Here is a 12,491-nt window from a genome sequence, read left to right as displayed (position 1 = left end):
GGCATGGCCACTCCTATGCGCAACGGCCACGCTAGCACGTCACGGTTACCCCGTCAGCGCTGGCGAGTCGGAGGGTTCAGGCGCGCCGCGCCGCGATGAGGGCCAGCGCCTCCGCCGGATCGATGCGCCCGTCATAAAGCGCCCGCCCCGTGATGGCGCCGGCGAGCCGCGCGCAATCGGGCTGGGTCAGGCGCTCGATGTCGGCCATGGAGGCGAGGCCCCCGGAGGCGATGACGGGGATCGAGACGGCGTCGGCGAGCGCCAGGGTCATGGGGATGTTGAGCCCCTTGAGGATGCCGTCGCGGGCGATGTCGGTGTAGATGATGGCTGCCACGCCCGCGTCCTCGAAGCGGCGGCCGAGCTCCTCGGCGGTGAGCGTCGAGGTCTGGGCCCAGCCCTCCACCGCCACGCGGCCGTCCTTGGCGTCGATGCCCACCGCCACCCGGCCTGGATGGAGGCGGGCCGCCTCGCGGACGAAATCGGGATCGCGCACCGCCGCCGTGCCGATGATCACCCGGGCCACGCCCTTGGCGAGCCAGCCCTCGAGGGTGCGCATGTCGCGCACGCCCCCGCCGAGCTGCACCGGCAGGCGCACGCGGGCGAGGATCGCGTCGACGGCGGCGCCGTTCATGGGCCGGCCCGCGAAGGCGCCGTCGAGATCGACGACGTGGAGCCATTCGAAGCCCTGCGCCTCGAAGGCCGCGCCCTGCGCCGCCGGGTCGTCGTTGAAGACCGTGGCCTGGTCCATGTCGCCCTGGCGCAGGCGCACGCACAGGCCGTCCTTCAGGTCGATGGCCGGAAACAGGATCATGGACGCCACGCGAGGAAATTGCGGATGAGGGCGAGGCCGAGCGCCTGGCTCTTCTCGGGATGGAACTGCGCCCCCACCATGTTGTCGCGCGCCACGATCGCGGTGACGGCGCCGCCATAGTCGCTCACCGCCACCACCTGGTCGGGGTTCTTCGGTTCAAGCGCATAGGAATGGACGAAATAGGCGTGCAGGCCCTCGGGACCGAGACGGATCCCGTCGACGAGGGGGTGCTCGTTCTGGAGGTGGAGCACGTTCCAGCCCATGTGCGGGATCTTGAGCGCCGGATCGGACGGGTGCAGGCGCTTCACGTCTCCGGGGATCCAGTCGAGGCCCGGCGTGGTCTCGTATTCGAGGCCGCGCGAGCACATGAGCTGCATGCCGACGCAGATGCCGAAGAAGGGCTTGCCCCGCCGGCGCACCGCCTCGGTCATGGCCTCGACCATGCCGGGCACGCCGTCGAGCCCCCGGCGGCAATCGGCGAAGGCGCCGACGCCGGGCAGGACGATGCGATCGGCGGCGAGCACCGCCTCGGGATCGCTCGTGACCTCCACCGTTTCGTCGATCCCGGCCTCCCGGGCGGCGCGCTCGAAGGCTTTGGCCGCCGAGTGCAGGTTGCCCGAGCCGTAATCGATGATGGCGACGCTCACAGGCTGCGCTCCGCCTGGGGAAACAGGCCGATCACGGGGCTTCCCTCAGCCGGCCGCCCGGCGCCGACCGTGCCGGGGATGGAGGCGGGGAGGGGCGGGGGGCGCCGGTCGAGCCAGCGGCGGAAGGCCTTGGTCTCGGCTTCCTCGAGCCCGTCCGCCATCACCGTGTCGACCTCGGGCCGGCCGCGGCGCCGGAGCGTCCAGCGCCGGAGCGACGCGGCCTCCAGACCCAGGAGCAGCGAGAGCAGGATCTGGGCGAGGAACACGGCGGTCGGGTGGGCGCCGAGCGCCTGGAGGCCCGCCTGGACCAGGAACAGGCCGACGAGGACGGCGAGCCCCACGAGCCAGAGCCGGTGCCAGAAGAACCAGAGCGCCGTGAAGATGAAGGCGCCCCAGGAGAAGGTGTCGCGCACGAGGACCGCGCGGTCGAGGGCCTCCGGCTCGCCGATGGGGGCGTCGTTGGGCAGGTGCAGGGTGTAGGGTTTCACGCGCCGCCCTCCCCGAGGCTGCCCTTGGTCGAGGGCACCCGGTTGCCCTCGCGGGGATCGACCGCCACGGCGCCGCGCAGCGCCCGGGCGAGGCCCTTGAAGCAGCTCTCGGCGATGTGGTGGCTGTTGGCGCCGTAGATCGTCTCGACGTGAAGCGTGATGCCGGCATTCATGGCGAAGGCCTGGAACCACTCGCGGACGAGCTCGGTGTCGAACGCGCCGATCTTCTCGGTGGGGAACTCGGTGCGGAAAACCAGGAACGGCCGCCCCGAGACGTCGAGCGCGATCCGGGTCAGCGTCTCGTCCATGGGCAGGTGCACGTCCGCGTAGCGCGTGATGCCGCGCTTGTCGCCGAGCGCCTGGAGGAAGGCTTGGCCGAGCGCGATGCCGGCGTCCTCCGTGGTGTGGTGCTGGTCCACGTGCAGGTCGCCCGTAACCCGCACCTCCATGTCGAACAGGGCATGCCGGGCGAGGAGCTCCAGCATGTGGTCGAGGAAGCCGACCCCCGTGCTGATCGCCGCCTTCCCCGTCCCGTCGAGGGCGAGGCTGACGGACACGTCGGTTTCGTTGGTGCGGCGGCTGACGCGCGCAACGCGCATGGGGCGGGTCTCCCGTGGATGCGGGGTTCTAGCAAGGGGTGGGCCGCAACGCCACCCCGCTCACGGCCCGGCCAGTCCCGGGGTGTCCACCGACGTCATGCGATCGCTCACAGCGCCAGCGCTCCCGTCTCGCGCAGGAGCCCGAGGAGGGGCAGGAGGGGCAGGCCGAGGATCGTCGCGTGGTCGCCCTCGACGCGCTCGAAGAGATGGATGCCGACCCCTTCGAGCTGGTAGGCGCCGACGCTCGCGGTGGCGCGGTCGCCCGCAAGGTCGAGATAGAGCTCGATCGCCTCCGGCGCGAGCGCCCGCAGCGTGAGCCGGGCGTCGTCCCGGAGCTGCCCCACGAGGACGCCGTCCCGGGCGAGCGCCACCGCGGAATGGAGGCTGTGGGTGCGGCCGCTCAAGAAGGCGATCTGGCTCCGGGCCTCCTCCCGGTCGCGGGGTTTGTGCAGGGCGGTGCCCTCGCAGGCGAGGGTCTGGTCGGCGCCCAGCACCAGCCGGTCGCGGTGGCGGCGCGACACGTCGAGGGCCTTGGCGGCGGCGAGCACGGTGGCGACGCCGGCCGGGTCCGCGCCGGCGGCCCGCGCCTCCGCCTCGATCGCCCGCTCGTCGACCCGGGGACCTGCGACCTCCAGGGGGATGGCGGCGCTCGTCAGGAGCTCCCGGCGGGTCTGGCTACCGGAGGCGAGGAGGAGAGGGCGCGCGAGGCGCCAGAGACCCGCGCTCATTCGGCGATGAAGCGCATGCGGTGGGCGCGGTAGAGGTCGAGGATCGCGGCGGCCGTCTCCTCGATGGAGCGGCGGGTCACGTCGATCATCGGCCAGTTGTGACGCGCGCACAGCCGGCGGGAATGGGCGATCTCCTCGGCGACCCGGTCGCGGTCGACGTAATCCGTGTCGTCGTCGGCCTTGAGGGACAGGAGCCGGTTCTGACGGATCTGGACGATGCGCTCGGGCGTAGCGACGAGGCCCACGATCAGGGGCTTGCGGGCTTCCTCCACGGCGGCCGGCAGGGGGACGCCCGGCACGAGGGGCACGTTCGCGGTCTTCACGCCGCGATTGGCGAGATAGATCGCCGTGGGCGTCTTCGAGGTGCGGCTCACGCCGATGAGCACCACCTCGGCCTCGTCGATGTCGTGCGGCAATTGCCCGTCGTCGTGCATGAGGGTGAAGTTCATGGCGTCGATGCGGCGGAAATATTCGGCGTTGAGCATGTGCTGCGCGCCCGGCCGCGGCGTCGAGGCCGTGCCCAGATAGGACTGGAACAGGGAGTGCACGGGGGAGAGCACGGAGAGCATCGGCGAGCCGGTGTCCCGGCAGGCCTCCTCCAGACGCGCCGAGAGCTCCTGGTCGACGAGGGTGTACAGGACGATCCCCGGCGCGGCGCCGATCTCCGAGATCACCCGGTCGAGCTGGGTGGAGGAGCGCACGAGCGGGTAGACGTGCTCGATGGCCGAGACGCCCTCATATTGCGCGGCCGCCGCGCGGGCGACGGTGATCAGGGTCTCGCCGGTGGAGTCGGACACCAGATGGAGATGGAAGTAGCTGCGCCCCACGGAGGATGCCCTTGTACGAGGAGTCGATGGCTTGTGGATAAATCGGGACGGGTCCGGGGTCCAGGCAAGGCGGGCAGTGGGAATCGGGGACGATCGTCAACATTCGCGGCACGGAGCCCTCGTCGCGGGCCAGACCTGTGAGAATCGTGGGACTCGGGTCGCGGGAACCCCGGGCGGGACTCGCGAAAGTTGCCGTTAACGGACTGTTAAGGTTTCGAAATCCTGAACGGCCCGCGCGCGTCCCGTCTTTGCCTTGGACGCCGACGGGCGTTCCGCGCTATGGGGACGATCTGTGGACACGCTTGCGGCTCCGATTCAGAGGGGTCCAAGAGTCTCAGCAAAAGAGATTCTAAAGGATCTTCTTATTTTAAGGAGGGGAGCGGTGAGCGAAGCTGGCGAGCGGAAATCCGTGCTCAAGGTGCTCGGCGGCGAAGCCGTCTGGCCGCCTCCGATCTGGCTCATGCGCCAGGCCGGACGGCATCTGCCGGAATATCGCGAGACGCGCGCCAAGGCGGGCTCCTTCCTGGACCTCTGCTACGATCCGGCGCTTGCTGCCGAGGTGACGCTCCAGCCGATCCGGCGCTTCGGCTACGACGCCGCGATCCTGTTCTCGGACATCCTCGTGGTGCCGCAGGCCCTCGGCCAATCGCTCTGGTTCGTGGAAGGCGAGGGGCCCCGCCTCGATCCGGTCGCCGACAGGGCGGCTCTCGACGCGCTGCGCCCCGACCTGTCGCGCCTCGACCCGATCTATGAGACGATCCGGCGGGTGCGGCCCGAGCTGCCGCCTCAGACCACCTTCCTGGGCTTCTGCGGCGCCCCGTGGACGGTCGCGACCTACATGGTGGCGGGGCGGGGCACCCGGGACCAGGGACCGGCCCGCAGCGCCGCCGCAGGCGATCCCGCTTTCTTCCAGGCGGTGATCGACCGGATCGTCGAGGCCTCGATCCACTATCTCGTGGCCCAGTTCCGGGCGGGCGTCGACGCGGTGCAGATCTTCGACAGCTGGGCGGGCGCGCTCCAGGGCGAGGACTTCCGGCGTTGGTGCGTTGAGCCCGTCGAGCGGATCGTCGCCGGCATCCGGCGCGAGATCCCGGACGCTCCCGTGATCGCCTTTCCCCGCGGCGTCGCGGCGCCCGAGCTCGCGCTCGCCGCCGCCCTCCCCGTCCAGGCCTTCGGCATCGGACAGGGCGCTGATCTCGCGGCGGCGCGGGACGTCTTAGGCGAGCGCGTGGCGCTCCAGGGCAATCTCGACCCGGACGCGCTGATCGCTGGGGGCGAGACCCTCGACCGGGCGATCGACGCGGTGCTCGCGGCCGCGCGCGGCCGTCCCCACATCTTCAACCTGGGGCACGGGATCCTGCCCGAGACGCCGATCCCCCATGTCGAGCGCATGCTCGCCCGGGTGCGGGCCGGTTGAACCTTCGCTCCCCCGCCCTGCTCCTCGAGGACGTCCGCCCTTGCTCTATCTCTGGATCAAAGCCTTCCACGTGATCGCGATCATCGCGTGGATGGCGGCGCTGCTCTACCTGCCGCGCCTGTTCGTCTACCATTGCGAGGCGCCCGCGGGCTCGCCGCAATCCGAGACGTTCAAGATCATGGAGCGGCGGCTCCTCAAGGCCATCATGACGCCCGCCATGGTGGTGACCTGGGTGCTCGGCCTCTATCTCGCCTATGCGGGCGGATGGTTCGCGTCGGGCTGGCTCCATGCCAAGCTGCTTCTCGTGGTGGGCCTCTCGGCGGCGCACGGGTTCCTGGCCGGGTGCGTTCGCCGCTTCGCGGGGGACCGCAACGAGCGCCCGGCCCGCTTCTACCGGATCATCAACGAGGTCCCCACCCTGCTCATGATCGGCATCGTCATCCTGGTGATCGTGAAGCCGTTCTGATTTTTGTGCCGTGGGGCTCATCCACGCGGCAACCGTTTCGCTTTTGATCGCGTTGGGGGCTTGAGCGTCGCGGCGACTTGCGGTAAGGCTCAGGCCTCTCCCCTCAGAGACACGATCCGCTTAGGTTCGATCCGAGCCGCTCCGGTTCCAAGGCGCCGCGCGATTTCCGCAGGCGCCCGTCTCCAGTTCCCCCTGTTTACCCTCCAGCCGCGCCCCGCGCGGTTCTTCCTGAAAGTGTTCCCCGATGCGGGAAATCAAGCTTCAAGACCTGAAAACCAAATCCCCCACCGAGCTGATCGCCTTCGCCGAGGAGGTGGAGGTCGAGAACGCGAGCACCATGCGCAAGCAGGAGCTCATGTTCGCGATCCTCAAGCAGCTGTCGCTGCGCGAGGTGGAGATCATCGGCGAGGGGGTGGTCGAGGTGCTCCAGGACGGCTTCGGCTTCCTGCGCTCGCCGGACTCCAACTACCTGCCGGGCCCCGACGACATCTACATCTCGCCCTCCCAGATCCGCCGCTTCGGCCTGCGCACGGGTGACACGGTCGAGGGCCCGATCCGGGGACCGAAGGACGGGGAGCGCTATTTCGCGCTGCTCAAGGTCAACACCGTCAATTTCGAGGACCCGGAGAAGATCCGGCACAAGGTTCACTTCGACAACCTGACGCCGCTCTATCCGGATGCGCGCCTGCGGCTCGAGATCGAGGATCCGACCCGCAAGGACTATTCCTCGCGGATCATCGACATCGTCTCGCCCATCGGCAAGGGCCAGCGCGCGCTCATCGTGGCGCCGCCGCGTACCGGCAAGACGGTGCTCCTCCAGAACATCGCCAAGTCGATCACGGCGAACCATCCCGAGTGCTACCTCATCGTGCTGCTCATCGACGAGCGGCCGGAGGAGGTGACCGACATGCAGCGCTCCGTGCGCGGCGAGGTGGTATCGTCCACCTTCGACGAGCCGGCGGTGCGCCACGTCCAGGTCGCCGAGATGGTGATCGAGAAGGCCAAGCGCCTCGTGGAGCATGGGCGCGACGTGGTGATCCTGCTCGACTCGATCACCCGTCTGGGCCGCGCCTACAACACGGTGGTGCCCTCGTCCGGCAAGGTGCTCACGGGCGGCGTCGACGCCAACGCCCTGCAGCGCCCGAAGCGCTTCTTCGGTGCGGCCCGCAACATCGAGGAAGGCGGCTCGCTCACCATCATCGCGACCGCCCTCATCGACACGGGTTCGCGCATGGACGAGGTGATCTTCGAGGAGTTCAAGGGCACCGGCAACTCCGAGATCATCCTGGATCGCAAGGTCTCGGACAAGCGCGTCTTCCCGGCGCTCGACATCACCCGCTCCGGCACCCGCAAGGAGGAGCTGCTCGTCGAGAAGGACGTCCTCACCAAGATGTACGTCCTGCGCCGCATCCTCAATCCGATGGGGACCGTGGACGCCATCGAGTTCCTCCTCGACAAGCTGCGCAAGACCAAGGGCAATTCCGAGTTCTTCGACTCGATGAACACCTGAGCCCTCGCGCACGGAACGTCGACGAACGGCCGGCCCTGCGCCGGCCGTTCGCATTTGGGCGGGTCCCCTCCCCTGGCCTCGGGCCCGCACGGACCCTACTAAGGTGCCGCGACGCCGCCGGATCCCAGCCCATGCTCTCCACGGACACGATCTTCGCCCCTGCTTCCGGTTTCGGCCGAGCCGCCGTCGCCGTGATCCGCATCAGCGGCGGGGGGACGCGATTCGCCCTCGAAACGATCGCGGGCGGCGTGCCGGAGCCCCGGCGCATGAGCCTGAGGCGGCTGCGCGACCCTGAGACCGGCTCGGTGCTCGACGAGGCCCTCGTGGTCTTCTTCCCCGGGCCGGGCTCCTTCACGGGCGAGGACGGGGCGGAGCTCCACATCCATGGCGGCGCCGCCGTGCGCGCCGGCGTCCTACGGTCGCTCGGCCGGATGCCGGGGTGCCGTGCGGCCGAGGCCGGTGAGTTCACCAGGCGTGCCTTCCTCAACGGCCGCATGGACCTCCCCGCCGTGGAGGGCTTGGCCGACCTCATCGACGCCCAGACCGAAGCGCAAGCCCGCCAGGCTCTGCGCCAGCTCGGCGGAGAGCTCGGCCGACAGGTGGAAAGCTGGCGCGAGGACCTGATCGGCGCTCTGGCGGATCTCGAGGCCGCCCTCGACTTCGCCGACGAGGGCGACGTGCCCGCCTCCTTGGAAGCCAGGGCGGGCGGGGCGGCGCGACGGCTCGCGGGGGAGATCGAGGCAGTTCTGCGCGATAGTCGGCGCGGGGAGCGCCTGCGCGAGGGTTTCGTCGTCGTGCTCGCGGGTCCGCCGAACGCCGGCAAGTCGAGCCTCCTGAACGCGCTCGCCCGGCGCGACGCCGCCATCGTGTCGCCCGTTCCGGGCACGACCCGGGATGCCATCGAGGTCGCCTGCGATCTCGGCGGGTTGCCCGTGACTTTCATCGACACAGCGGGTTTGCGCGAGACGGAGGATGTGGTTGAGCGTGAAGGTATCGTCCGCACCCGTGCACGCCTGGACCAGGCCGACGCCGTGCTCTGGCTCGATCCCGTCGACGACCCCTGCCCGCCTCCGGCAGGGGATCCCCGCTACATCCACCTGCGGACCAAGTCGGACCTCTCTCCGGCTGCCGGCCAGGACCTGCGGCTTTCGGCACGGACCGGCGACGGCATCCCAGAGCTCCTCGACCTGTTGAGCCGCCGGGCCGGTGATGCGCTCGGGACCGGCGACGCCCTCGTGACGCGCGAACGCCATCGCCGTGCCCTGGAACGCTGCGCCGAAGCCCTTCGCCGGGCTGTCGACGCGCTTGCCGTAGACCAAGGCGAGCTGGCAGCCGAGGACGTCCGCCTGGCATTGCGCGCACTCGGCGAGATCACGGGCAGGGTTGATGTCGAAGCCGTGCTGGACCGGCTCTTCGCTGCGTTCTGTATCGGTAAGTAGGGTTCCTGTTTCACGTGAAACGGGGCCGAAACGTTTGACCGATCGCCCGCTTCGACGTACAGCAACCCTATCGCGCCGTGGCGTGTGTCCGCGATTGGACCGCTGGCGATATGGATCGTGTCGAATGATGCCCGTAGGAGCCCCGCCACGAACCCGTGCGGACTTGAGGGGCATGGGACAGAGCGACTGATGAGCGAATTCGATGTCGTTGTGGTGGGGGGTGGTCACGCTGGAGCCGAGGCTGCGGCAGCCTCGGCGCGTCTGGGCGCCCGTACGGCGCTCGTCACTCACCGTTTCGCAACCATCGGCGCCATGTCCTGCAACCCCGCCATAGGCGGTCTGGGCAAAGGGCACCTCGTGCGGGAGGTCGACGCCCTCGACGGCCTCATGGGGCGCATTGCCGATCGCGCCGGCATCCAGTTCCGGCTTCTCAACCGCCGCAAGGGTCCGGCCGTGCGCGGGCCGCGGACGCAGGCCGATCGCAAGCTCTACGCGGCCGCCATGCAGGCCGAGATAGGCGCGACCGAAAACCTTCAGGTGGTCGAGGGCGAGGCGCACGACCTTGTCATCGACGATGGCTCGATCGCGGGTCTCACCCTGGCGGACGGGCGCGAGCTCCGTGCCCGCGCCGTGGTTCTTACGACGGGTACCTTCCTGCGCGGCCTCATCCATATCGGCGAGGTGAAGATCCCGGCCGGACGGGTCGGGGAGGGGCCGGCGCTCGGCCTCTCGTCGACCCTGGAGCGCTTCGGTTTCACCCTCGGCCGCCTCAAGACCGGCACGCCGCCGCGTCTCGACGGGCGGACGATCGATTGGGCGACCGTCGAGGCCCAAGCGGCCGACGAAGATCCGGTCCCCTTCTCCGCCCTCACGGACCGGATCCGCACGCCCCAGGTGGAGTGCGGCGTCACCCGTACGACTCCCGCGGTGCATGCGACCATCCGGGCCAACCTGCATCGCGCGCCCATGTATTCCGGCGACATCGAGAGCCGCGGCCCGCGCTACTGCCCATCCATCGAGGACAAGGTGGTGCGCTTCGGCGACCGCGACGGTCACCAGATCTTCCTGGAGCCGGAGGGCCTGGACGACCCGACGGTCTATCCCAACGGCATCTCCACCTCGCTCCCTGAGGACGTACAGCGCGCCATCCTGCCGCTGATCCCCGGGCTGGAGCGGGTTCGCATGGTCCGCCCCGGCTATGCGATCGAGTACGATTTCGTCGACCCTCGCAACCTTGCGCCCACGCTCGAAACGAAGCGGGTGCGCGGCCTCTTCCTCGCGGGACAGATCAACGGGACGACAGGCTACGAGGAGGCGGCAGCTCAGGGACTGCTGGCGGGCCTCAATGCCGGGCGCCACGCGGGCGGTCTCGACGGGATCGTGTTCGACCGGGCCGAGTCCTATCTGGGCGTGCTCGTCGACGATCTCGTCACGCGCGGCGTGAGCGAGCCCTATCGCATGTTCACCTCGCGCTCTGAATATCGCCTGAGCCTGCGCATCGACAATGCCGACGAGCGGCTCACCCCGCGTGGTCTTGCGGCCGGATGCGTGGGCCAGGTGCGCGCTCGGCACTTCGAGTCACGACAGGGGGAGCTTGCCCGGGGGAGGGTGCTACTCGACGCGCTCACCCTCACCCCCACCGAGGCGGCGCGGCACGGCCTCGAGCTCAACCGCGACGGCATCCGGCGCACCGCGTTCCAGCTGCTCTCCTATCCGGCTATCGATTTTGCCCGCCTGCGGGAGGTCTGGCCCGAGGCGCTCGGCTCCATCCCTAGCCCAATCGCGGAACGGCTTGAGACTGATGCCACCTATGCGGTTTATCTCGATCGCCAGGCGGCGGATGTTGACGCCCATCGCCGTGACGAGGCGATCGCCCTCCCCGCCGATCTCGACTTCGACGCCCTTCCCGGCCTCTCGAACGAGATCAAGGCGAAGCTCGACGTGGTCCGGCCGAGGACGCTCGGTCAGGCAGCACGGATCGAGGGCATGACCCCGGCCGCGATCACCCTCCTTGCCGCCCATAGCCGCCGCGGCTCGCGCGCGATCGAGTCGGAGGCGTTGCGATCGGAATGAGCGACGACCCCGATCATGCCCTTCGCGGCTTCGACGTTTCACGTGAAACCAGAGAACGTCTGGAGATCCTCGTTGCCGAGCTGCGCCGCTGGCAGCAAATCAAGAACCTCGTCGGCCCGGAGACGCTGAAGGAGGTTTGGCATCGCCACATCGCCGACTCGCTTCAGCTCGCCGCCCTCGCCCCCGACGCCCGCACCTGGATCGATCTCGGCTCTGGTGCCGGCTTCCCAGGCCTCGTCCTCGGCATCCAGGCGGCGGAGCGCGCGGGGCACATGGTGCATCTCGTGGAGAGCAACGGGCGCAAGTGCGCCTTCCTGCGTCACGCCGCTCGCGCCACGGGTGCCGCGGTGCGCGTCCACGACGCGCGACTCGAAGATGTCGTCCCATCCCTGGTCGCGGGCGTCGATGTCGTCACCGCTCGCGCGCTCGCCCCCCTCCCCCAGCTTCTCGCCTGGACCGAGCCCCTGTTGAAAAACGGTGCCCTCGGCCTCTTTCCGAAGGGCGAGGGCGCGGCCGCGGAATTGACCGAAGCGGCAAAATCCTTGAGATTCAACGCTGAAACGGTTGTGAGTCGTACGGATCCGCGGGCGTCCATCCTCCGCATCACTTGGCCTCGAGACCCCGCATGAGCACCGAACTGACCTCGATCGGAACCTCCCGCCCCGGCAAGCCGCGGGTGCTGGCTCTCGCCAACCAGAAGGGCGGGGTGGGCAAGACCACGACGGCGATCAATCTCGGCACGGCGCTGGCCGCCACGGGCGAGAAGGTGCTGGTGCTCGACCTCGACCCGCAGGGCAACGCCTCGACGGGACTCGGCGTCGATCGCAAGAGCCGGCGCATCTCCACCTACCACGTGCTCGCGGGCGATTCCGACCTCGCCGCCGCCATCGTGCCCACGGCCGTGCCGCGGCTCCATCTCGCGCCCTCGACCCTCGACCTTCTCGGGGTCGAGCTGGAGATCGCGAACGAGCGCAACCGCGCCCACCGCTTGCGGCTGGCCATCGACGCCCTCGGCGTTCGCAGCGTGCTCGACGGTGACCCGTTCACCTATGTGTTGATCGACTGCCCACCCTCGCTGAACCTGCTCACCATCAACGCGCTCGCCGCATCCGATGCCGTGCTCGTGCCGCTGCAATGCGAGTTCTTCGCGCTGGAGGGCCTGTCGCAGCTTCTCACCACGGTGGAGCAGGTGCGCTCCAGCCTCAACCCGCGCCTGAGCATCCACGGCGTGGTACTCACCATGTTCGATCCGCGCAACAACCTGTCGGGCCAGGTGGTGGCTGATGTGCGCGAGTTCATGGGGACGAAGGTCTACGAGACCGTGATCCCGCGTAACGTGCGCGTCTCGGAGGCGCCGTCCCACGGCAAGCCGGTTCTGCTCTACGACCTGAAATGCGCGGGCTCTCAGGCTTACCTGAAGCTCGCGTCCGAGATCATCCAGCGCGAGCGCAGCTTGCGCGCCGCTTGAGTTAGAGAGACGGAGCAC

13 protein-coding genes are annotated in these 12,491 nt (G+C 69.4%); 7 read left to right on the top strand and 6 right to left on the bottom strand.

The genetic code is table 11. From position 1 onward, the window contains the following. Window positions 1-76 precede the first annotated feature (76 nt). The 6 genes from hisA to F0L46_RS07575 form a co-directional block, all read right to left on the bottom strand. The gene (gene hisA / locus F0L46_RS07600; protein ID WP_188311888.1) at window positions 77-820 is read right to left on the bottom strand and encodes a 1-(5-phosphoribosyl)-5-[(5-phosphoribosylamino)methylideneamino]imidazole-4-carboxamide isomerase; all 744 of its coding nucleotides are present in this window, start codon (window positions 818-820) and stop codon (window positions 77-79) included. Continuing rightward, window positions 808-1,458, bottom strand: coding sequence for an imidazole glycerol phosphate synthase subunit HisH (hisH, locus tag F0L46_RS07595; protein ID WP_149816464.1), 651 nt, complete (start codon window positions 1,456-1,458; stop codon window positions 808-810). The genes hisA and hisH overlap by 13 nt, the downstream gene beginning before the upstream one ends. After that, a complete protein-coding gene (locus F0L46_RS07590; RefSeq protein WP_149816463.1) occupies window positions 1,455-1,946 on the bottom strand; it encodes a DUF2628 domain-containing protein in 492 nt (163 codons plus the stop codon). The genes hisH and F0L46_RS07590 overlap by 4 nt, the downstream gene beginning before the upstream one ends. Next, complete coding sequence (gene hisB / locus F0L46_RS07585) at window positions 1,943-2,545, bottom strand: imidazoleglycerol-phosphate dehydratase HisB (protein WP_149816462.1); 603 nt, start codon at window positions 2,543-2,545, stop codon at window positions 1,943-1,945. The genes F0L46_RS07590 and hisB overlap by 4 nt, the downstream gene beginning before the upstream one ends. 107 nt (window positions 2,546-2,652) lie before the next feature. Next, window positions 2,653-3,273 carry a Maf family protein gene (locus F0L46_RS07580; RefSeq protein WP_149816461.1) on the bottom strand — a complete coding sequence of 207 codons (621 nt, stop codon included), beginning with the start codon at window positions 3,271-3,273 and terminating at the stop codon, window positions 2,653-2,655. Next, on the bottom strand, window positions 3,270-4,100 hold the full coding sequence (locus tag F0L46_RS07575) for a pyruvate, water dikinase regulatory protein (RefSeq protein WP_149816460.1): 831 nt from the start codon (window positions 4,098-4,100) through the stop codon (window positions 3,270-3,272). The genes F0L46_RS07580 and F0L46_RS07575 overlap by 4 nt, the downstream gene beginning before the upstream one ends. Before the next feature lie 382 nt (window positions 4,101-4,482). Between F0L46_RS07575 and hemE the strand changes: the two genes are divergently transcribed. The 7 genes from hemE to F0L46_RS07540 all read left to right on the top strand — a co-directional run bounded on the left by hemE (window position 4,483) and on the right by F0L46_RS07540 (window position 12,473). After that, window positions 4,483-5,517 (top strand): uroporphyrinogen decarboxylase, encoded by a 1,035-nt coding sequence (hemE, locus tag F0L46_RS07570; protein ID WP_149816459.1) that lies wholly within the window; start codon window positions 4,483-4,485, stop codon window positions 5,515-5,517. 40 nt (window positions 5,518-5,557) lie between these two features. Continuing rightward, on the top strand, window positions 5,558-5,983 hold the full coding sequence (hemJ, locus tag F0L46_RS07565; protein WP_276315521.1) for a protoporphyrinogen oxidase HemJ: 426 nt from the start codon (window positions 5,558-5,560) through the stop codon (window positions 5,981-5,983). Window positions 5,984-6,227: 244 nt separating this feature from the next. Continuing rightward, window positions 6,228-7,493, top strand: coding sequence for a transcription termination factor Rho (rho, locus tag F0L46_RS07560; protein WP_149816457.1), 1,266 nt, complete (start codon window positions 6,228-6,230; stop codon window positions 7,491-7,493). A gap of 131 nt (window positions 7,494-7,624) precedes the next feature. Next, window positions 7,625-8,932 (top strand): tRNA uridine-5-carboxymethylaminomethyl(34) synthesis GTPase MnmE, encoded by a 1,308-nt coding sequence (gene mnmE / locus F0L46_RS07555; RefSeq protein ID WP_149816456.1) that lies wholly within the window; start codon window positions 7,625-7,627, stop codon window positions 8,930-8,932. 189 nt (window positions 8,933-9,121) lie between these two features. Further along, window positions 9,122-11,005: a tRNA uridine-5-carboxymethylaminomethyl(34) synthesis enzyme MnmG gene (mnmG, locus tag F0L46_RS07550; RefSeq protein WP_149816455.1), complete on the top strand. Its 1,884-nt coding sequence runs from the start codon at window positions 9,122-9,124 to the stop codon at window positions 11,003-11,005. Continuing rightward, complete coding sequence (rsmG, locus tag F0L46_RS07545) at window positions 11,002-11,634, top strand: 16S rRNA (guanine(527)-N(7))-methyltransferase RsmG (protein ID WP_149816454.1); 633 nt, start codon at window positions 11,002-11,004, stop codon at window positions 11,632-11,634. Before mnmG ends, rsmG begins: the two co-directional genes overlap by 4 nt. Next, window positions 11,631-12,473: a ParA family protein gene (locus tag F0L46_RS07540; RefSeq protein WP_149816453.1), complete on the top strand. Its 843-nt coding sequence runs from the start codon at window positions 11,631-11,633 to the stop codon at window positions 12,471-12,473. The genes rsmG and F0L46_RS07540 overlap by 4 nt, the downstream gene beginning before the upstream one ends. The last annotated feature ends 18 nt before the right edge of the window (window positions 12,474-12,491 follow it).

It is taken from the genome of Salinarimonas soli (assembly GCF_008386575.1).
In the GTDB taxonomy this organism is placed as follows: Bacteria; Pseudomonadota; Alphaproteobacteria; order Rhizobiales; family Beijerinckiaceae; genus Salinarimonas_A; species Salinarimonas_A soli.
Note: the sequence above shows the minus strand (reverse complement) of the source record. Positions and strands in the feature narration are given on the sequence as shown.